We start from the raw sequence: 20,164 nt of genomic DNA, 5'->3' as shown, positions 1-20,164 counted from the left end.
AGGCGAACACAATGGAGTATAATGGTAATAAAGACCATTGATCCCAAGAGGTGTGTTCTCATGCCAGAATATTCTCAAATCCAAACTTATATAATATGTGATCAATTCAATTTCCAAGACGTTATCAGGCTCTTTTCAGGAGTAATAAACTCGCTGGGACTTGATTCTAGATACTTTAATAGAGAACTGGAATGGGAAGTTTCAGAAAATGGTTTTATGTACATTGGTGGCGATGCTGAGCCTCAGTTGTACCAAAATAACGGGTTCCAACTCCATTTACGGCCATATGTACTAGGCTGGACACCTAAAGTTATTGAGGAATTAAAAGAATCATATCTGGAAATTAGTATCTTGTTTTGGACAGAAGAGATAGAACACAATTGGAGAATAGGACAAGTACGAAGCCAATATCAATCCTTGATTTGGCGGATTATGACTAAGTTCTCTGAGGAGTTTAGACAAACTGGAGTGTTTTTCACAAATGAAGCTATGGATGGAGCGCCTTGGGAGGCGTTAGTGTCAGGTCAGCAAGAGGGACTTTGGGCATTTGATGCTGCAATTTTACCTGAACACCTGTTTGATTCGTATAAGGATATTCCAAAAGATATTTTTATTTGTAAGGATAAAGAACTAGTATATGTTGCCCGAGAATCCGTATGGGGGACAGAACCTTGGTACAACAACGATTCAACTGACGCGTATAATATTTCCAAGGAGACTTGAAATGAAAAGAAAGATATCTCTTTTATACTTTATACCAAAATTGAATAAAAAAATCCTTCTTTTTTAAAGGAGTCCTTATGACGAACGAGAAAATTTTGGACTTACTAGGTAGATACGACGATATCCAACAACCTGAGATTATTTTTTTAAGGCATAACGAGAACAGAACATATCGTGTTAATGACAGAATGGGAAAATCATATTTACTTCGCATTCATGACCCTTTTATAGATGACATGAAAGGTCTGCAGCATACATACGACGGCATTCTTGGAGAATTGCAAATGCTTGAGGAGCTGGGAAGCTGGAGCATCAACGAAATACAGACTCCTATAAGAAACAAAGATGGTGAATTAATTACGATCGTCGAATACGAAGGTGAGCTTTTGAACTGCTCTGTCCTAACCTGGCTGGATGGAAGAGACATGATTAAGAATGATGTTAACAATCTTGAACTGGTAAAAAAACTGGGATTGCAATTAGCAGAGCTGCATACTTTTTTTCGGCAGTACAAATATTCAGATATAAAGATTCGTCCGAGTCAAGGCAGAGCCTATAATGAACGGATGATCCGTGTGATCCATTCGGGTGTGAAAAAGAATCTATTTACGTCTTCTGATGCCAATGTCATTGAACAAACGCTGCAATTGATTAACTTCCGGTTGGTTGACCATGGCGGGGAGGCTGGCCCTGACCTTATTCATGGGGACTTGTGTATGGGGAACATCATCATCACAACCGAAGGAGAGGCGCGCTTTATTGATTTTGGCTTTTTCGGAACCGGGTATGCCTTGCTTGATGTAGCCATGGGAGCTATGATGCTGCCATCCGATCGAAGAGATACTTTCCTTAAGGGATATTACGGAGAGCACGAAAATACAGCGAATGATCTACTGCAGCTGGAAGGTTTTATGCTGGTCGCTATTATCGGGTATTACGTCTTCCAGTTGGAGAATGAACATGTCCATGCCTGGATGCGTGAAAAAATGCCTAAATTATGCGCAGAGTATTGTCGTCCATTTCTTAATGGTGAAAGTATATTTTATAAAATATAAATAGGAACCTTTATCGGTGAATTAATGGGAAATGATAGTCAATTATCATCTTCTATTTAAAGGCCGTTTACAAGCAGTTGTTGAGCTGAAAATATAGCTGGCTATGTTTTCGGAAGTGACGCGTTTAAGCCTTCCTCACCCTTAGGGGTTTGGGGAAGTTTTTTGTTGTGAAGGAAAGGAATGACCTACATTGTGATGTCGCTGTTTATTATGATTTTGTGAAATCAGAGGCGGATGTTGAACGTAATACGATAGGCAGGATAGTTCAATTGCTTCTCGAATATTATCTGAGTTGGATAATTTTATAAAATTTATGAATATAACGTTATCTGAAAGATACGCAAAACTTATAGGTGAGGGTGATAGAAAGACTAGTATTTCTAATGAACTGATAAATCAGAAAGAGATTCTATTTCATCATTTATCAATAGATGTTTTTATCAAGGACTTTTTTAAACATAAATTTTCAGATATTGAACCTACAAGAGAAGTAGATGAGCATGTTATCGCACAAATAATGTTTGATTCCTTAGTCTCAATGTACTATACGACAGTTAAATTGTTTTCAAAAATGGGTTTGAATGTAATAGTAGATACCGCAATCGAAAATGACAAGTGGTTTAATGAGTGTCTTGATGTATTTTTTGATCAGCCTACATTATTTATAGGTATAATATGCTCGAAAGAAGAACTCATAAGAAGAGAGCAAATAAGAGGAGATAGAAAGATTGGATTAGCAGCTTCACAGTTCAATACAGTATATTCCATTGATGAATATGATCTCAAAGTAAATATAGAAAAGATGAATCCAATAGAGTGTGCCGAAAAGACATTAAGTTTTATTAAGTCCAATAAAGAATATCTCGCATTAAAAAAATTAAGTAAAAGAAATGTTTGTGTTTCCTAGATAGCTCGAGGGAATTCGGAATTAATCTAACGTGAGGCAATAGCTCAATAAACACGATAAGGCAGCCGTTCAGTTAACGCGATCAAGTACCTTTATTCAACTAACGGGCAGGCTACTTTAATAAGTAATGTTAAAACGAAGGACAGCAAAAGGGGAATCTGCGACTATTGCGAATAGATAATTAGTCAAACATTTCGCCGATCTAGGGAGCTTGAACAGGAATGAAAAAAATCCTCATTATTGGAATTGTTGCTAGCGGTAAAACGACATTCGCTAAACGATTATCCCAGAAATTCAGTCTACCCTGGTATGAACTTGATTCCATAGTCCATCATAATACAGCTACGGGACGGTACAAACGTTCCGCAGAAGAACAATTCGAAATTATAAAGGAGATCGATATTAAAGGAGCGTGGATATTCGAAGGAACAGATAGAGATTCCTATCAATGTTTGTATCAAATGGCAGATACGATCATATTCCTTGATACTCCATTGTGGAAGCGAAGGGTCAGAATCTTAACACGATTTATCAAGCAGAAACTTGGGATTGAAAAGTGTCACTATAAACCAGATATCATGATGTTGAAGATGATGTACAAATGGACGAGGGATTTTGAACAAAGTAGAAACAGTTTTGATGCCAAGTTGAATAGATACAATGAGAAAGTGATCAGGTTAAGAGATAATAACAATCTGGATCTTACAAAAGGGACACGACTAAGCTAATAGGCAGGATAGTTCAAGCGTTTCTCGAATATTTTATGAGATGGATGAAGAACGGATGAGTCCACATGGACGGCCATAACTAGCGCATAACGAAGTTGCCGAGAACCACGTTTGGTAATTCGATTTCGTGTTGCCGCAAACTCTCCGGATGCGAATACACTCGGGTCTATGCCTGCAAAGGCTACTAGTTTCTTTGGATGATCAAAACGGTCTACTTCTCCAATTTTCGATAAAATGGTTGTAGCAATTTTAGGACCAATACCGGGAATCGACTGAATTAAATCACATTTTTTCATTTCTTCAGCGAGAGCATCTATGTTCTTTTCCAATCGAGATAGATGCTCTTGGTACTGAAGAATGAGCGAAATCAAAACTCTCAGGTTAACCAAGTGACTAGAGTACATAGTCTGCTGAAAAGGATTTTGTTTTGCGCGTTTAATAGACGCTTAACTCGCACTCTCTTTGAAAGAGACTCGTATTGTCGCGTTGGATAACGCAGATTAAGCAGTTGAACACCTGTTTTTTAAAGGGCTCAAACTCTTCATTGTAGTACAACTCTCTCAATAGATAGGCATTAGCATGCTCCTCTAAGAACTATATGTTCGAATTTAAACGTTCCTTTGTACGGTTTACCACGCTGACCAATCATTGAATTCATTCAATGCACCTTCCTAATTTAGATTTACCGGTAGCCCCTATAATTTCCTCTTGTCGCTCCATAGCATCGCTTGTTATACGGGATCTCAGGTCCCAACCAGCCTCAATCATGGTCATGACAAGTAGGGGTGAACATTATAGCGTTCGGGATCAAGTCCCACGGGCAGGTTAGTGAAACCACACCGTTTTCTCTAACGTATAATCATTATTCAAATTTTTCCAACATGGCTCATGCGGAGGTGAACTTGACTGGAGCATTTTTATGACTTGGTTCAATTGGCATTTTCGATCGCTCTCATCTATTCCTTAGTGTCAATTCCATTCACCTATATTTCTTTACAAGAGATACACTGGGGTTATGAAATTGCTCCAGCCGTTTCAACTTGGTTTGTGTCTGTCAGACTGTCGCAACCGAGCAGCATTCAGCGGTGGATAGTACGTAACGCCAGACGAAGAGAAGCACCTGATGAAGACGACAATGGTCCTTCCCCACATTGATATTCCATACTTTCAATTAGGGAGGACAATGATGAAAAAGATTTTATTGCTTCAAAAATGGGCGAAGCCCATTCTCGTCATGTTGATTGGAGTTATTCCGATCATTGTGCTCAGCGGGTGTTCGACAGCATCCCAATCAAACTCGATTAATGCCGATTCATCAGGGATATTTAACCACTTTTTTATTTATCCATTTTCGATCTTGATCAAATTCTTTGCGAATACATTTCATGGAAACTACGGATTATCGATCGTGCTGATGACTTTCATCATCAGACTTGCGATCATGCCGCTCATGATGAATCAAACCAAGAAACAAATGGATATGAAAGAAAAGATGGTCGTCCTCCAGCCGGAGTTAACTGCACTTAAGGAGAAGTATAAGAACGACTTCAGTGCGGATGCAAAAAAACAAGAGCAAGTCGAGATGATGCAGCTCTATCAGAAGCATCAATTTAATCCCTTAAACATGGGGTGTTTACCGATGCTTCTCCAATGGCCGATCACCCTCGCATTTTACTACGCCATTCGTCGTACCCCAGAGATTGCAGCTGACAATTTTCTGTGGTTTAGCTTGGGGAAAACTGATATGATTTTGCCGCTTATTGCTGCTGCGGTGTATTACTTTCAATTCCGCGTGTCTCAATCCGTTTCAGCGCAGGTTCAGCAAAATTCAAATAACCAAATGGCTTTCATCGGATTGTTGTCACCTATCATGATGGGTGTGTTTTCTTTTCAGATGCCCGCCGCATTACCATTATATTGGGCGGTTGGCGGTATATTCATTATCGTGCAAACGACCATTCTCAATAAAATGTACACGAAGCCAAATGTATCGAGTAAAAACCGACCCACCGGTGTAGAAGATTTATAAATTTGAACAAGGTCATAAAACAATACTAAAAACAGAGCATCTGATGCGCGACCTCAGATGCTCTGTTTTTATGAGGCGGCTCGTTAACGGGGAACATAGTTCAATATAATGAAAAAAATGAAAGGGCCATCCCACAAAAGGATGGCCCTAAAACTTGCCGTTACAGACAGCGCGGAGAACCGTATCATAAAATAAATAACGGTTAAGCTATTGGGTAACGTTAGCTCAAATACAATTTGGCAGCCCGGTAATCAATGCGATCAGCTGCCTTTATTCAACTAACGGGTAGTTTAGATGAATTTAAATACCAATATGGAATGAGAAAACAAGTCATCTCCATATTGTGATCGACATACATATTATAACTGATCTTTCTAGTAGGGGGGCTCAGTTTGAGACTGCTGATTCTTGTGGTGGGTATAGTCTTACTTGCTTTACTTTGGACAAACCCTGATAGCTCCGATTTTGAAAAGTGTGTCCATAAGAAAGAACTGACAAATTTCCAAAGAAGCACTTCTTTAGAACCTGTTGGTTTTCGAAGTGAAAATTATTTGTTTTTCTTCTCAGTACACAAACTACTGATTGTAAGGCAACAGGCAGAATAAAGTAATGATTATCGACTTAAAGAGTAGTTATTTAAGGTGCGATAAAAATTGATTATAACTATGAATTACCAAACGGTTTATAAAAAAAACAGTAAAATAATGTTAAGCACGAATGTCGATAGGCTTTTTATTTTTTAGATTATCCTTTCTGCGTCTAACTAAGCACATGTTTTTCTTATGAAAATTATTTTTCTCCAATGTAACATTGAAATGAAAGAAGGGGATGGCGTTGATTGAACATAGCAATCTTGAAGAATATCTGGATCCGGTAAATTATGATCTTGAATTTGACGGTGAAATGGACAAATATCAGTTCTATCTTGAGCTTGCTAGATCGAGTCCTGGTGAAGTGTTAGAACTTGCTTGTGGTACAGGATTAACAACTATACCCCTGTCGAAAGCCGGTATAAAGATGACCGGTGTAGATATCTCTTCAGCGATGATTGCATATGCGCAGTTGAAGGCGGAAGGGTTGACTGCTACTTTTATGGAAGGCGATGCACGTACCTTTGAATCGGACAAGCGATTTTCAATGATTTATTTGACTGGCAATGCATTTCAGGCATTCTTACGTGATCAAGATCAAAACGATTTGCTTACTACCGTTCACAAACATTTACAAGCCCATGGAATCTTTGCATTCGAGACCCGTAATCCGGAGGGAACGGATTTATCTGATCAAGAGGAGACAGAATGGGGATCATTTATTGATAAGGATGGGAAAAACGTCAAGGTATCAGGTACACAAAGTTACGATGCTAGCCAGCATATCATGCATTGGGTCACGATGCGTGATTGGGGGGATAAACGAACGAATTCCCGAATTGCTTGTCGGTTCACAGATCAGGCTACGCTGCAATCTTTATTAACCCTTCACGGCTTTCGCGTCGAACATCATTATGCTGACTGGGATAAGACTCCGTTCTCTCCGTCATCTTCATCTATCATTAGCGTTTGTAGGAAATGTTAGGAGAGACGTAATGCATCGCAATAGGAAAAATCCCCTCGGTCGAGGGGATTTTTGGTGATCCTAAGTTTTAGCATGCCTTTCGCATTAATAAGCATTAATAACGATATATTTCCTCCGATGTCAGACTACAAGAACATGTTTAATCGACATTACACAATTCTGAGTACGTCGATTATCGTTTTTTATTAAGTGTGATGGGCTTAGTAGGGATAGACCATTGGAGAACCGCTTTGCAATCAACATTTACAATTCTCGGTTTTATTGCCCCAGTCATATTCGAATCTTGGGTAGTAGTGTAACGCTTATATGTGAATATTGTGGTAAAATGTTACAGTATTAAATGCCTAATTTGAAAGGTGAACTGCCGATGGAACAACTAATTATTGAACCCTATAAACCCGAAAGGGACGAAGCTTCAATCACAGCCATGTTGTGTAAAAATGAACAGTTTAATGTGTCTCAACAGAGTAACGAAATGCCCTCAGATGATATATTTGTTGCTCGTTACAACGACTTGACGGAAGGTTTTCTCTCTTTTGGTGGTTTTAAGAGAAGAGCGTTGACGACGATGTTTGTTAACGAAGAATACAGAAGAATGGGCATCGGTGGCACACTTTTGGAAAAGGCGGATAAAATACTTTTCCAAAACGTAGCAGTAGAACGTTCGATAGGTTTCTGTCCTGAGTTAGTTCAGGGATTGGGGAATTAATTATGATATGTGAGAAGAAATCTAAGCGACTTGAAATTGTTCGATCCTATGTTTATGAAAAGCAGAGCAACTTCAAAAATCAGAAAGCTTGGGCTCATCTTTCAGGAGTGTCTACCTTCGCTTCGATGCTCGCTATGAGAAGAGGACTAGATTCGGAAATCGCTGCGATCGCGGGGGTGCTACAAGATTTTTATTTCTATAAAACTGGAATAAATACCTTTCCTGGTCACAACAGTGCAGATGCGGTAAGACCTATAATACGCAGCACCCAAATCTTTACCGACGAAGAGATGTCAGTAATTCTTAGATCAATCTTTTATCAAGAAGATAGACATCGGGTTCATGGACCAGATGAGGAAGTTATTAAAGACGCTATTTTATTGCAGATGTACTTTCAAAATACAGGTAATAATATGCTTAAGACCGATATACATAGACTACAAAAAGTATTTATTGAATTAGGGATTCCGGAGGGAAATGTAGATACGGAATTTAACGTAGATGTGGAAGCATTAAATAGAGAAACTAAAGACAGGCGACTTATGCTGGCTGATTTTGCGGAAAAGCTCGCAGGGCAAAACATAATCGGGGTACCGGAAGATGAACGTTATCGGGAAATTTGCAAGTATTGGCCGGACTCTGATATCTATAAAGTACTAGAAGGTAATTGGTGTGCTGCATTTGTATACTACTGCTGTATGCAGGTTGGAATACTTCTTCCAATTAGATATCCTAACCGAATGTATCGGCTAGCTGGGGTTGGTGCGTGGTTGGATTGGGCTCTGCTGCCCGATACTAGATTTTTCTATGACGCTAAACAAGAAGAATTTAATCCGGCACGTGGTGATATTGTTATTTTTGATAAGCTACTCTCCGATCATTCTCACGATCATATCGGTATTGTTTTAGCTTGTGATGACAATGGAATTTTAATTGCTGAAGGCAATAAAGACAATAAAAACTACTCTAGTGTCTCATACAGGGATAGAGATCATTGTATACTCGGATATGTCCGAATAGATAACAGCTATCATTATCATTTTAATGGAGAGTATATACCCTGTTATTGATTTGGAGCAGTTATTACGCTAACGGATAGGTTAGTTTAACTAGAGTTACGTTGAGTTATTTTCGGGCTGGTTTAACTCAAAGGCGATAAAATGATATTAAACCGATTAGGAGGCAAATCCATGCTTGATATTGAAAGAATTAAAGAGATTATTCCTCATCGAAATCCATTTCTCTTGGTCGATAGAATATTGGAGATTAATGAGGGGAAGAGAGCTGTTGGAATTAAAAATGTAACCATTAATGAACCTTATTTTCTCGGTCATTTCCCTGACTATCCCGTAATGCCTGGAGTCTTAATTGTAGAAGCACTGGCACAGGTCGGTGGAATCGCAATGTCCAACGTTGAGAGCAACAATCATAAAATAGGCTTACTGACGGGTATTGATAGTTGTCGTTTTAAACGACAAGTAAAACCAGGAGACCAACTCCTTCTTGAATTTGAAGTAATTCGAATTAAGGGACAAATCGTCAAAGGAAAGGGAGTCGCCACAGTAAATAATGAATTGGTATGCGAATCTGAAATAATGTTTGCATTCAGTTCGATTTAGGTTTTTAAGGTAACAGGAAAGATAGTTGAACAATACACATTGATGAGCAGGTTACCTTTATAAACTAAGTAATGGATAAAATATAAATATAAGAGCTCTCTCTCAAATTATTAGAAAATATTATGGTTCGATGTCCTTATTCGGTCGTTTCAAGGGGAGGGAAGATACCGTGCTAGATACTCAGGATATTGCTATAGAAGCATTAACTTGTTATTCAATTACTTATCAATCAATAGCTCATATTGGCCAAAATGCAAACACCATCTATAAAGTGACAGATAAGGAAAGTAACTGCTATAGTTTGCGAATACATCTATAAAAAATGATTCGATGGAAAGTATTTGGTCTGATGAAAAAGTCATCCATTCAGAAATGATTTGGCTGGAATCATTAACAAATGATACAGATCTGGTGTTGCCATCACCTATAAAAAATAACATTGGTGAATACGTTACTAAGATAACGCAGATTTGATACCAAGTAATTTTGTGTTTCATGAACAAGAAGCTAGAGCTATTGATTTTGGAGCTTGTGGGTTCGGATATTATTTATTCGATTTAGGTTGGACACTTTCTTATATCCACCCAGCATTCAGAGACCAGTTGCTAGAATCTTACACACAACAATTCGACCTGCCTCATAACTATGTTCAACGTTTGGAAGGCTTCTTTGTAGCAGCCCAACTCGAAACAATGAATTTTTGGCTTGGGCTGCCTGAAGCTAATGAGTGGTTACCCAGTCACATTAGTAAATTAGCAAGACGGGAATTTAAGCGATGTAAATAAAGAAGAATTTCTTTTTAGTGGTACTCCTTACTGGGAGTAGTTTGTTCAATGATCAGGCATGTTAGTTCAAATATGCGTTTGGGCTAACCCAGGTGACTTGTATAAGTTTAACCCTCGAATTTTTCCTTCTAATCAACGATTTTGAATTGAATTACTGATATGAAATAGTGGGTAAAAAAAAACGCCGGTACCCTTAAGCTGGTGACCGGCGTTTTTATATTAGCGTTTCGGCATTCTACTCTCATCCATGTACAGCAGGTTCCAGCGGTGACCGTCCAGGTCGGCAAATCCTGCGCCGTACATCCAGCCGTCAATTTCACTCGGCTTGCCAAAGATGTTTCCTCCGGCAGACTCTGCTTTTTGAATAAAGGCATCTACTTCTTCTCTGCTTTTAGCGCCAATGGAAAATATTACTTCTGCGCTATGGGAAGTATCTGCGGTTTTAGAACCTGTGAATTTCTCGAACGCCGCATCCGGGAATAGCAGAATCGTTGTTTGGCCTATGTCAAGCTTGGCTCTCTCATTACCAACGCTCACTGCATGGAATCCAATCTCATTGAAAAAGGCAGTTGACCTCTCAACATCTTTAACTGGAAGGTTAATCCAGATCTCTTGTGACATGGCTGTTGCCTCCTGGAATATATTTTTACCCACTCCAACTATACTCTACTTCTGGCAGCAGAAGCGAATCTTACAAAAGAATTCGCAGTGACATTTCTGTCAAGCATTATGCGGTTTCCTTAGTAACTTCTCTCTATCGCAACTCACCCTTTATTGAAATACTCGATAGTTTTCTCAATAAATGCCTTGGCCGATTTTGTCAGGAAACGCTCGGACCGATGAATGATCTCAAAGTGACGGTATGGCGGATCGTCTGTAATTCGGATGCAGCGCAGAGTTGGTTCATTCATCGCTTGGATCAAACGATAAGGCAGCAATGTTCCTCCGACGTTGGCTTTAACCAAGCTAATAATGGAAGTAGCTGAACTGGTCTCCATGATCGTATTTAAACTGAATCCATATTTACGGCAATAGCCATCAACCAATTCTCTGCCTGTAAATCCTTCGGGGAACATCACGGTTTGGATATTACGCAGATCCTGGATTCCGATCGTGCTTCGTTCAGCCCAATCATGATTCTCGGAAACGACGAGTACATATTCTTCACTGCACAATGGAATGCGTACTAGCCGATCATCAGGAGCAGACGTGATCTCGATGCCGATGTCTACTTCATTATCCAGCACTTGATTCAAGACATAGATCGAGGAGACAACCTTCAGCTGTACCTTGGGAAATCGTGTATGAAAATTCACGAGCAATGGGGTGAGCCGGTAGTCCAGATCGGAAGGGAGAACACCAATCACCAACTTACCTCGTTGATCATTGCGGAATTCAGCTAACGCATCCTGGGTATTTTGTAAATGCCGAATCATCTGTACACAGTGCTCCAGGAACAGATTTCCTGCCTGGGTCATCACAATCTTTTTGCCGACTCGGTCAAATAAGGGAACAGCGAGTTCATCCTCCAACGCACGTATTTGTTGACTCAATGTAGGTTGTGAAATACCAAGTTTTTCAGCTGCTCGTGTAAAATGAAGCTCCTCACATACAGTAATGAAATTTTCCATCTGACGAATCTCCATATGAATACCCTCTAATCATTGGTTTTAGTAATCATTTTAATAGAAACTATAGTATTGTTCAATCATTCTAATGATTCTATACTTAATCATGCACCACCCAAAGATCAGTTATTAACAAATAGGATCATAGGTGAAATGCAACGATACTACCATGAGGTGATTCATAATGAAACTTTTTTATATTGTCTTGGCGCTTATCCTGGCTTCACTGAATTTACGACCACCCATTACATCCATTTCACCTCTAATGAGCACCTTACAGAATGATCTGGGTATAAGCGGGATTACCGCCAGTCTGTTAACCACACTTCCGGTATTATGCATGGGCATATTTGCTCCGTTCTCCGTAAGATTAAGCAGAAAGTGGGGAAATGAGGGCGCAATTGTTCTGGCTTTAATCCTCATTGGGTTAGGTACGGGACTCCGATGGTTTGTTGGAACAACTCCTTTAATGATGTTCACTTCTTTTCTGTCCGGTGTAGGAATTGCATTGGCAGGGCCGCTGTTGTCCAGCTTCATTAAGCAGTACTTCCCTGACCGGGTGGCAGCCATGGTGGGTATCTACTCTACAGCGATGGTGATGGGGGCTAGCATTAGTGTTGGACTATCGGTTCCGCTTCAGCATGCGCTGGGTGGATCGTGGAGGGGTTCGTTGGCTATATGGGCATTTCTCGCAGTCATTGCATTGCCAATCTGGTTGAAATTAGCCTGGTCTGCGCGCATAGATCGACAATCCGGTAAAATCTCGAGTGTACTTATTGCACCACTTCCAGTGAATAACAAGCGTGCCTGGGTGCTGACATTATTCTTCGGGCTGATGGCTGCGATCTTCTACTCGTTGACCGCTTGGCTTGCGCCAGCAATCCAAAGCCAGGGGTATAGTCAAGAGACGGCCGGAAACATCCAAACCTTATTTACATTGATATCGCTGCCCTCTACGTTGTTCATTCCCATGCTTGTACACCGTTACCAAAGACGTGTAATCTGGCTTGTCGGGTGTGCGTTATTAGAGTTGATGGGTGTCCTGATGCTGAACTTATCCTTTAGCCCCTGGCTCGCGGCGATTCCACTCGGTATTGGAGCGGGTGGACTGTTCCCGATTGCACTGATGTTGCCCATTGATGAAACAAGCAATGCTCAGGAAGCCAGTAGCTGGTCCGCAATGACCCAGTCAGGTGGCTACATTCTCGGAGCACTTGGTCCGCTAGCCATTGGCTGGCTCCACGATGCAACGGGCAGCTTCGTACAAGCTTTCTATGGTTTATCTGTAATCATTGTGCTTCAGATTATCGTTCAATTGGCTATAGGTAATAAAAAAAGTCCTCCAGCGAGTTATGATAAGCCCCAGAGCTGAGAGTTTGTTGAGGGAAATAAGTAGAGGAGATTCCTATATTATGTTATTTTTAATAATAATGCGGAGGAATGGTCTGATGTCTATTTATGATTTTCAAGCGAATTCAATTCATGGTGAGCCTGTTGAATTGTCAATTTATCGTGGTAAAGTTCTGCTTATTCTGAACACTGCCAGTAGATACAGCTATTCTCGCTAATTTTTATGAGTTGGATAATTTTATGAACTTTGTGATTATAACGTTATCTGAAAAATACGCAGAGATTATTTTTTGAAGGGATGATTAATTTGAAGCAGGGGATCTTAGTTTATCTAAATGGAACTTCAAGTTCTGGAAAGACCTCCATATCGACTGAACTGATAAATCAGAAAGAAATTCCTTTTTATCATTTATCAATTGATGATTTTTTTAATAATTACAATAATTTTATTAATAATAAATTTCCAGATGAACCTCCAAGAGAAATAGATCATCAAGTTGTCTCACAAATACTTGATGATTCCATATTCTCAGTGTACCATTCGACAATTAAACTGTTATCAGAAATGGGTTTTAATGTAGTAGTAGATACAGTAATCGACAATGACAAGAGATTTAATGCGTTTCTTGATCAATTTTTCGATCAGCCTACGTTATTTATAGGTGTAATATGCTCGAAAGAAGAACTCATAAGAAGAGAGCAAGCAAGAGGAGATAGAAAATTTGGACTGGCAGCTTCACAGTTTAGCAAAGTATATTGCTTTGATGAATATGACCTCGAAGTAAATACTGAAGAGATGAATCCAAAAGAATGTGCCGAAAAGATATTAAGTTTTATTAAGTCCAATCAGGAATACTCGGTATTTAAGAAATTAAGTGAAAAAAATGTTAGTGTTTCCTAGTAGGCGTATCCACCGATAAGTAGGTATTATCATATTTCACCAAATAGCAGCTCCTGTGTCCGTAAGACTGCGGAACAAAACTGCATTTTTCTGATCAGCAGTATGTTGGCGGGCGAAATGTGGGATTAAGCGAATGTCTTTGTGATTTATTCCCAATCACGCGCAACAAGCCCGGTACAAGCGTCGTCTATACTAAAGAATGGAAAATAGTCTCTGAGGAGCGTGGAGAACAGGTGCTTAAAAAGATGGCTCTTACCTTTCTATTTACGACGATGGTATTCACCACAAACGTGGCGGAGCAATCGCTGGCTGCCAGTGCGACCGTTATGCAGGCGCAGACAGGCGATCAACTGTATCCGATTGAAGTTAATGGAAAATACGGTTTCATCAACGGCAAAGGCAAGAAGGTCATCGAGGCGGTGTACGATGGATACGGATATTCAGGAGTATCCGGAGGAACGGTGTATGTCGAGAACCATGCGGCTAAAAAGCAATATTATTTCAGCTCGGCGGGCAGCAGGCTGTTCGAATACAAGCTGAGAGATGCCGGTATTCTTTATAATGACCGTGCGCTGTATACGACGCAGGTTCAGAACGCTGACGGAGCTACGGCGACACGGTACGGATATATAGACAGTCATGGCAAGGTGAGCGTACAGCCCATATACACCCGGGCGTTTAATTTCTCCGAAGGTTTGGCTCGGGTCAATGTGGGCAAAGCATCGGGGTACATCAACACCAAGGGCGAGCTGGTCATTCCGTACCGGTATAGCTCGACGTCCGATTTCTCCGAAGGTATGGCGACCGTAGTGCTTGCGTTCGGCGGCAAATACGGCTATATCGACACCACGGGCAAGCTCCGCGTTACGCCCCGGTATGATTACGCCACACCGTTTTCAAACGGGGCGGCAGTAGTTTACGTGAACGGCAAATACGGGTACATCGACAAAAACGGCAATTACCTGATAAAACCGCAGTTCAGCATGGCGCAGCCATTCTCGGAAGGACTGGCTTTTGTCGAGCGTAATGGAGTCACCTTCTACATCAATAAGAAGGGCACCAAAGTCATCCAGGGCTTTACAGCCGGAGGGTTGTTCAAGGGCGGCCTGGCTCCGGCCAGCCAGGGGCAGAGGTACGGCTATATCAATACATCCGGCCGCTTTGTGATCAAGTCGCAATTCTATTGGGCTGACGTTTTTAACGGCGAATTGGCGGTGATCAGCTTGCTCGATCAGAATTCACGCGAGGAAATCAGAGGGTACATGAACCGCAGCGGAGCGATCGTCTGGCCGCCGGCTTCCGAACTTCCGAACGGAGTGACAAAACTATAGTAAGGCAGAACAACCGAACTTCACGGATTGTATCGAAAAAAGAGCGCATTACAGCTAATGAAAGTTATCGAAACTAACAATATTAACTTGCGGCTAAATTCTAATGGCAAATGGATGATAGCGTCAATATTATTAAAAGAATAACAGATCCCTTAGATTAAGATAACGGGACATGTTAGTGGAATAACGGTTGCTTCGGCAACCGTTTTTTTTTGTTCAACTAACTGGCAATTTAGTTGAACAGAAAATGGTATAGTTTTCTTGTGGGAATTTGAAAGTTTGGGGTAATGTGGTTCAGCAACATCATTGGGACTTGGTGTTTCATTTTTAGGTTTAATAGTTTCATTAATTGCTTGTTTTAGGGGTGAACATAAAGCTTAAAAGACAAGTAAACAAACGAGACACGTTAGCTCAATAAACCTTCAGAAGTGTGTTTTATTTCCCTACATTGCTATCATTTATCTCGCTGGATTGCAAGGTATTCCGCAGGAATTGAATGAAGCGGCAACCATTGATGGAGCACGGGGCTGGCAACAGTTCCGACATATCACCTTTCCACTACTTGCGGGGGCGATGACTGTATGTATGGTACTGTCGATGATCAGCGCCTTGAAGATTTTTGATCAGATTGCGGTTATGACCGATGGCGGTCCGGGCTTTGAGGCGGAGACGTTAACTTATATTATTTATAAAGTTGGGTTTGGTGAATTAAGGCAAGGCTTTGGTACGGCGCTGGCCATGGTCTTGTTCTTAATCAAACTGATCATTACAGTCTTCCAAGTGAAAGTTCTCCAGAAGCGGGAGGTGCAGCTCTAAAATGACGATGCAGACACGCAGAAGAGTTGGGCAAATCGCACTTTTTATGGTTACCATAGTAGTGGCTATTCTATTTTTCTTCCCTATTTTCTTCAATTTGATGTCGGCCTTTAAGAGTAATGCAGGGATCATGAAGGATGCAATAGAACGTAGAAATACTAGTTGGACTCGATTTATGTTCGTATATTTTTGGCCGGAATGATGATTCCTTTTCAGGCGTATATAATTCCTTTGTTCAAAGAGCTTAGAATGCTAGGATTGTACGGTAGCCTTGCGGGACCCATTCTTATTTATGTAGCCGGTGCGGTAGGTTTCGGATGTCTGCTGTATACCAGTTTTGTCAAAGGAATACCTAGAGAAATTGAAGAAGCGGCATTACCTTCAGGACAGGCTAAGACGATGGTTATGGAAATTTACCGTTATATCGGAGAATTCTCTTCGCGTTGGGATATGATTTTTGCGGGAACAGCGATGTCGGTGGTACCTGTGTTGATTGTATTTATCGCTTTGCAGAAGTATTTTGTGAAGGGGATTGCGTCGGGAGCGACGAAGGGGTAATTCATAAGAGGGATGTATCCTGTAACCACTTAGTGGACAGCGGAATACATCCTATTTTCTTTGGCGTAACGATCTTTAGAGTGTACTCGGATTCGCAGTTAATCGGCGGTAACCCATCGGAGGCAGACCTGTCCATCGTTTGAACTGCTTGCTGAAATGGGACACATCACGGTACCCCAGTCGTTGAGCAACCGATTCGACAGATAGACTATTATCCATCAGCAGCAGTTTAGCGTGTCGAATGATTAAGCGGGATAAATACTGCCTTGGTGACATCCCATAGATTTGGTGAAAAGCACGATTGCAATGTGTTGTACTGTATCCAAGCTTTGCTGCAATATTCTCAATACCGCCACCTCTTTCGCCTGTGCTGGCAGCGGTGGAGACGGATTCCTGCAATAGTCCTTCAATGGCGTTAGCCAGGGCCACAGTATTTTCTGTAGCTTCTGTATCTGCTGGGAGAGGCATTTCCGATAGCACCCAACCGCTGAGTGCGGTCAGAAGCTGTAGGGAAGCATGCAAGGTGATCAGGCGATTTCTATGTGTATCCTTAGACTCTGACAAAATAGAAGAATTAATGATTACGTCTAGAGCTGAACGGATGGCGAGCAGTTCAGGCGTGTTTCCACTTAGACTAACAGCATCTGCTGTGAGTAAGGCCCGCCGTAAAATCAGATCATCGATATCAAAATGCAGGCAATAATATGTCATATCACGGTTAGCATTTGAACCTAGACTACTATGCTCCACACCGGGACGAATGAACAAAATATCACCGCTTTGTTGGATGAAAGACGTATTGCCAACAGTCATCTGCTGCTCCCCCTGAAGGACAACGTTAATCTCAAACATCGGGTGAGTGTGTACGGGATATTGCCAATCCGAATTCACTTTTCTCCAATGCGCGGCAAAGATATGGAAGGCTGCTTGAATGTCCGGAGACATTTGACCATCAATAGAATTATGGAAGGCGGGATCATTCGAGATCATTTCAATCCTCTTTTACAATAAAATTTGGCTTAATTATATCATAGGTTGTTATCGATGTTTGATTTGCCCAAATAATAGAAGGCTTTAGCCCTGTTGGACTTCCAGGAATATCGATAACATGGATATATAGCCCGGAGCTATCCGGGATCATGTTGGAGGGAGTGCATTTATTTATGGCACATAATAAATTCTTTAATGCTCATCATTCACCGATCGGTGCATTTGCGAGTTTTACTTTAGGATTTAAAGGAGCTAGTGGTGGTTTCGATTTGGAGATGGCCAAACCTCCTAGACAGAATATATTCATAGGATTAGAACGCACTGATGGGAAAGGGTATGACACACTGCCATTTCACGAGATGGGCGGAGATGACGAGAGCAAACGCTACGATATCGAGAATCCGGACCCCAATCCAGATAAGGAAAATATTCTGTTCCCTTTTCAAGAAGGTGAGATTTCTAGAGATTTTCAAGTAGCTACAGACAGCTGGAGTGCGGGGGATCTGTCCTTCCGAATTCTTTCGCCTGTTCGATCAGTGCCCGATCCTGAAACTGCGTCCGTGGAAGATTTGAAGGAAGTACTGCTGCCAGCAGTGCTGGTTGAGCTCGAAGTGGACAACACTGCATCAGCCGCTTCACGCCGTGCGTTCTTTGGTTTTCAGGGAACAGATGTGTATAGCGGAATGAGAAGACTGGATGATGTATCGACTGAAATTACAGGGGTTGGACAAGGAAGATTTATTGCGATTGCTGCCGAAAAAGGAACTGCAAAGTCCGCACTTCATTTCACGATGGAGGATATTCTAAGTGAGGAGCTTCAGGAGAATTGGACCTTTGGACTGGGCCGCGTGGGCGCATTGATCATGGATGTTCCAGCTGGAGTAAAAGAAACGTACCGGTTTGCGATTTGTTTTCACCGTTCGGGTTATGTTACCTCTGGTATGGATGCTTCCTATTACTATAATCGCTATTTTAACAATGTTGAGGCAGTAGCCGAATATGCATTAGCTAAATTCGATGTTCTTAAACAAGCAGCGGAGAAAGCTAACCAGATGTTTAATCATACAAACCTATCTGAAGATCAAACCTTTATGTTAGCGCATGCGATTCGTAGTTATTATGGTTCCACACAATTACTGGATAATAAGAATAAGCCATTCTGGATCGTCAACGAAGGCGAATACCGGATGATGAATACGTTTGATCTGACCGTGGATCAGTTATTCTACGAGCTGCGTCTGAATCCTTGGACGGTTCGTAATGAGCTGGATATGTTCGTAGAAAGATTCAGCTATGAAGATACGGTGCGTTTCCCTGGAGATGATACAGAGTATCCTGGTGGAATTAGCTTCACACATGATATGGGTGTAGCCAATGTAGTTTCACGTCCAAGCTATTCCTCTTATGAGTTATATGGCATTGATGGCTGCTTCTCTCATATGACACATGAACAATTGGTAAACTGGGTGCTGAGTGCGGCAACTTATCTTGAGCACACGGGTGATCGGAGCTGGATGGAACGTAATCTGAGTATCTTGGAGAAGTGCTTGGATAGTATGTTAAATCGGGATCATCCAGATCCTGAGCACAGAAACGGTGTTATGGCGCTAGATAGCTCACGTACGATGGGTGGAGCAGAGATTACTACCTATGACAGTCTGGATGTCTCTTTAGGTCAGGCGCGCAACAATATTTACTTGGCAGGAAAATGCTGGGCGGCTTACTTAGCTATGGAGAAAATATTTGCAGCGTATGATCGTGCGGAGCTGTCCAAAACAGCAGGGGTTCAAGCAGAGAAATGTGCCGCAACGATGGTGGCAAGCGTTACAGCAGATGGATATATCCCGGCTGTGATTGGAGAAGGTAATGACTCCAAGATCATTCCAGCTATTGAGGGTCTTGTATTTCCGTACTATACGGGTTGTAAGGAAGCTCTTGATCGCAATGGACGGTTCGCCGCATATATCGGTGCACTCGACAAGCATCTTCATGCGGTGTTGAAGCCGGGCATTTGTTTATTTGATGACGGTGGTTGGAAAATCTCATCTACCAGCAATAACAGCTGGCTTAGCAAAATCTATCTCTCGCAGTTCATAGCCCGCAACATTCTGGGACTGGAATGGGATGAACGCGGAGCGGCAGCAGATCGCGCTCACGCGGCATGGCTTACCCATCCAGAATTATCGATCTTCAGCTGGAGTGATCAAATTATTTCCGGGGAGATTACGGGCAGTAAATATTATCCCCGTGGAGTAACAGCGATATTGTGGTTGGATGAGAAGTAGGGAATTAGAGTTTCATTGAATAAATGGCAAACGGACCCCTTAATAGGGGAGCGTTTGCTTTTTTTTATTAAATTATGAATTTCTTTTTTTGATTTATATTCCCAAAACTAGTACTATAGTATTAATTTGTAATTAATTCTAATAGGATGCGGAGCGGTGTATATGGTAAAAGTTA

At 41.3% G+C, this 20,164-nt stretch carries 21 protein-coding genes and 2 pseudogenes; 19 read left to right on the top strand and 4 right to left on the bottom strand.

Going from position 1 to position 20,164, the window contains the following annotated elements; translation table 11 throughout:
• Positions 1–60 precede the first annotated feature (60 nt).
• The 4 genes from MHB64_RS18350 to MHB64_RS18335 all read left to right on the top strand — a co-directional run bounded on the left by MHB64_RS18350 (position 61) and on the right by MHB64_RS18335 (position 3,413).
• Positions 61–723 carry a hypothetical protein gene (locus tag MHB64_RS18350; RefSeq protein WP_341135096.1) on the top strand — a complete coding sequence of 221 codons (663 nt, stop codon included), beginning with the start codon at positions 61–63 and terminating at the stop codon, positions 721–723.
• A gap of 77 nt (positions 724–800) precedes the next feature.
• Positions 801–1,778 (top strand): phosphotransferase enzyme family protein, encoded by a 978-nt coding sequence (locus tag MHB64_RS18345; protein ID WP_341135095.1) that lies wholly within the window; start codon positions 801–803, stop codon positions 1,776–1,778.
• Between the two features lie 313 nt (positions 1,779–2,091).
• Positions 2,092–2,685: a phosphotransferase-like protein gene (locus MHB64_RS18340; protein WP_341135094.1), complete on the top strand. Its 594-nt coding sequence runs from the start codon at positions 2,092–2,094 to the stop codon at positions 2,683–2,685.
• Between the two features lie 221 nt (positions 2,686–2,906).
• Complete coding sequence (locus MHB64_RS18335; RefSeq protein WP_341135093.1) at positions 2,907–3,413, top strand: hypothetical protein; 507 nt, start codon at positions 2,907–2,909, stop codon at positions 3,411–3,413.
• Positions 3,414–3,481: 68 nt separating this feature from the next.
• Here MHB64_RS18335 and MHB64_RS18330 read toward each other — a convergent pair.
• Positions 3,482–3,850: pseudogene (locus MHB64_RS18330) on the bottom strand (transposase); the annotation flags it as partial.
• A gap of 749 nt (positions 3,851–4,599) precedes the next feature.
• Here MHB64_RS18330 and yidC point away from each other — a divergent pair.
• From yidC to MHB64_RS18295, 7 genes are all read left to right on the top strand, one after another.
• Entirely contained in the window at positions 4,600–5,442 is an 843-nt protein-coding gene (gene yidC, locus MHB64_RS18325; protein WP_341135092.1) for a membrane protein insertase YidC, read from the top strand.
• Positions 5,443–5,834: 392 nt separating this feature from the next.
• Positions 5,835–6,047, top strand: a complete 213-nt coding sequence (locus MHB64_RS18320) for a hypothetical protein (protein ID WP_341135091.1) — start codon at positions 5,835–5,837, stop codon at positions 6,045–6,047.
• Positions 6,048–6,270: 223 nt separating this feature from the next.
• On the top strand, positions 6,271–7,017 hold the full coding sequence (locus tag MHB64_RS18315) for a class I SAM-dependent DNA methyltransferase (RefSeq protein ID WP_341135090.1): 747 nt from the start codon (positions 6,271–6,273) through the stop codon (positions 7,015–7,017).
• Between the two features lie 367 nt (positions 7,018–7,384).
• A complete protein-coding gene (locus MHB64_RS18310; RefSeq protein ID WP_341135089.1) occupies positions 7,385–7,726 on the top strand; it encodes a GNAT family N-acetyltransferase in 342 nt (113 codons plus the stop codon).
• 2 nt (positions 7,727–7,728) lie between these two features.
• Positions 7,729–8,796, top strand: coding sequence for a CHAP domain-containing protein (locus MHB64_RS18305; protein ID WP_341135088.1), 1,068 nt, complete (start codon positions 7,729–7,731; stop codon positions 8,794–8,796).
• A 120-nt stretch (positions 8,797–8,916) separates the two neighbouring features.
• Positions 8,917–9,345, top strand: a complete 429-nt coding sequence (gene fabZ, locus MHB64_RS18300) for a 3-hydroxyacyl-ACP dehydratase FabZ (RefSeq protein ID WP_094878948.1) — start codon at positions 8,917–8,919, stop codon at positions 9,343–9,345.
• A gap of 488 nt (positions 9,346–9,833) precedes the next feature.
• Positions 9,834–10,130: a hypothetical protein gene (locus tag MHB64_RS18295; protein WP_256990037.1), complete on the top strand. Its 297-nt coding sequence runs from the start codon at positions 9,834–9,836 to the stop codon at positions 10,128–10,130.
• A gap of 219 nt (positions 10,131–10,349) precedes the next feature.
• Here MHB64_RS18295 and MHB64_RS18290 read toward each other — a convergent pair whose 3' ends face one another.
• Entirely contained in the window at positions 10,350–10,751 is a 402-nt protein-coding gene (locus tag MHB64_RS18290) for a VOC family protein (RefSeq protein ID WP_094874246.1), read from the bottom strand.
• Between the two features lie 143 nt (positions 10,752–10,894).
• Entirely contained in the window at positions 10,895–11,761 is an 867-nt protein-coding gene (locus MHB64_RS18285) for a LysR family transcriptional regulator (protein WP_280789023.1), read from the bottom strand.
• A gap of 181 nt (positions 11,762–11,942) precedes the next feature.
• On the opposite strand from MHB64_RS18285, the gene MHB64_RS18280 reads away from it, so the two are divergent.
• The 7 genes and pseudogenes from MHB64_RS18280 (at position 11,943) to MHB64_RS18250 (ending at position 16,714) form a co-directional block, all read left to right on the top strand.
• Positions 11,943–13,130 carry an MFS transporter gene (locus MHB64_RS18280; protein WP_341135087.1) on the top strand — a complete coding sequence of 396 codons (1,188 nt, stop codon included), beginning with the start codon at positions 11,943–11,945 and terminating at the stop codon, positions 13,128–13,130.
• Between the two features lie 76 nt (positions 13,131–13,206).
• Positions 13,207–13,320, top strand: a pseudogene (locus MHB64_RS18275) (glutathione peroxidase); the annotation flags it as partial.
• A gap of 95 nt (positions 13,321–13,415) precedes the next feature.
• A complete protein-coding gene (locus MHB64_RS18270; protein WP_341136098.1) occupies positions 13,416–14,009 on the top strand; it encodes a chloramphenicol phosphotransferase CPT family protein in 594 nt (197 codons plus the stop codon).
• A 119-nt stretch (positions 14,010–14,128) separates the two neighbouring features.
• A complete protein-coding gene (locus tag MHB64_RS18265; protein WP_341135086.1) occupies positions 14,129–15,340 on the top strand; it encodes a WG repeat-containing protein in 1,212 nt (403 codons plus the stop codon).
• A gap of 414 nt (positions 15,341–15,754) precedes the next feature.
• Complete coding sequence (locus MHB64_RS18260) at positions 15,755–16,156, top strand: carbohydrate ABC transporter permease (protein ID WP_341136097.1); 402 nt, start codon at positions 15,755–15,757, stop codon at positions 16,154–16,156.
• Position 16,157: 1 nt separating this feature from the next.
• Positions 16,158–16,358, top strand: a complete 201-nt coding sequence (locus MHB64_RS18255; RefSeq protein WP_280789026.1) for a hypothetical protein — start codon at positions 16,158–16,160, stop codon at positions 16,356–16,358.
• The gene (locus MHB64_RS18250; protein ID WP_341135085.1) at positions 16,319–16,714 is read left to right on the top strand and encodes a hypothetical protein; all 396 of its coding nucleotides are present in this window, start codon (positions 16,319–16,321) and stop codon (positions 16,712–16,714) included. Before MHB64_RS18255 ends, MHB64_RS18250 begins: the two co-directional genes overlap by 40 nt.
• 75 nt (positions 16,715–16,789) lie before the next feature.
• Here the strand turns inward: MHB64_RS18250 and MHB64_RS18245 are convergent, their stop codons facing one another.
• A complete protein-coding gene (locus MHB64_RS18245; protein ID WP_094874252.1) occupies positions 16,790–17,704 on the bottom strand; it encodes an AraC family transcriptional regulator in 915 nt (304 codons plus the stop codon).
• 173 nt (positions 17,705–17,877) lie between these two features.
• Between MHB64_RS18245 and MHB64_RS18240 the strand changes: the two genes are divergently transcribed.
• Positions 17,878–19,989 carry a glycoside hydrolase family 52 protein gene (locus MHB64_RS18240; RefSeq protein WP_341135084.1) on the top strand — a complete coding sequence of 704 codons (2,112 nt, stop codon included), beginning with the start codon at positions 17,878–17,880 and terminating at the stop codon, positions 19,987–19,989.
• The last annotated feature ends 175 nt before the right edge of the window (positions 19,990–20,164 follow it).

Source organism: Paenibacillus sp. FSL K6-2859, from assembly GCF_038008265.1.
GTDB lineage: Bacteria > Bacillota > Bacilli > Paenibacillales > Paenibacillaceae > Paenibacillus_AQ > Paenibacillus_AQ nitricinens.
This window is presented reverse-complemented; position numbering and strand designations above follow the sequence as displayed.

Coding starts and splice junctions, on each gene's coding strand:
- MHB64_RS18315 (WP_341135090.1), top strand. CDS start 6,271: ATGGCGTTGATTGAACATAGCAATCTTGAAGAATATCTGGATCCGGTA.
- MHB64_RS18255 (WP_280789026.1), top strand. CDS start 16,158: ATGACGATGCAGACACGCAGAAGAGTTGGGCAAATCGCACTTTTTATG.
- MHB64_RS18310 (WP_341135089.1), top strand. CDS start 7,385: ATGGAACAACTAATTATTGAACCCTATAAACCCGAAAGGGACGAAGCT.
- MHB64_RS18280 (WP_341135087.1), top strand. CDS start 11,943: ATGAAACTTTTTTATATTGTCTTGGCGCTTATCCTGGCTTCACTGAAT.
- MHB64_RS18305 (WP_341135088.1), top strand. CDS start 7,729: ATGATATGTGAGAAGAAATCTAAGCGACTTGAAATTGTTCGATCCTAT.
- MHB64_RS18340 (WP_341135094.1), top strand. CDS start 2,092: ATGAATATAACGTTATCTGAAAGATACGCAAAACTTATAGGTGAGGGT.
- yidC (WP_341135092.1), top strand. CDS start 4,600: ATGAAAAAGATTTTATTGCTTCAAAAATGGGCGAAGCCCATTCTCGTC.
- MHB64_RS18245 (WP_094874252.1), bottom strand. CDS start 17,704: ATGATCTCGAATGATCCCGCCTTCCATAATTCTATTGATGGTCAAATG.
- fabZ (WP_094878948.1), top strand. CDS start 8,917: ATGCTTGATATTGAAAGAATTAAAGAGATTATTCCTCATCGAAATCCA.
- MHB64_RS18335 (WP_341135093.1), top strand. CDS start 2,907: ATGAAAAAAATCCTCATTATTGGAATTGTTGCTAGCGGTAAAACGACA.
- MHB64_RS18345 (WP_341135095.1), top strand. CDS start 801: ATGACGAACGAGAAAATTTTGGACTTACTAGGTAGATACGACGATATC.
- MHB64_RS18285 (WP_280789023.1), bottom strand. CDS start 11,761: ATGGAAAATTTCATTACTGTATGTGAGGAGCTTCATTTTACACGAGCA.
- MHB64_RS18240 (WP_341135084.1), top strand. CDS start 17,878: ATGGCACATAATAAATTCTTTAATGCTCATCATTCACCGATCGGTGCA.
- MHB64_RS18350 (WP_341135096.1), top strand. CDS start 61: ATGCCAGAATATTCTCAAATCCAAACTTATATAATATGTGATCAATTC.
- MHB64_RS18290 (WP_094874246.1), bottom strand. CDS start 10,751: ATGTCACAAGAGATCTGGATTAACCTTCCAGTTAAAGATGTTGAGAGG.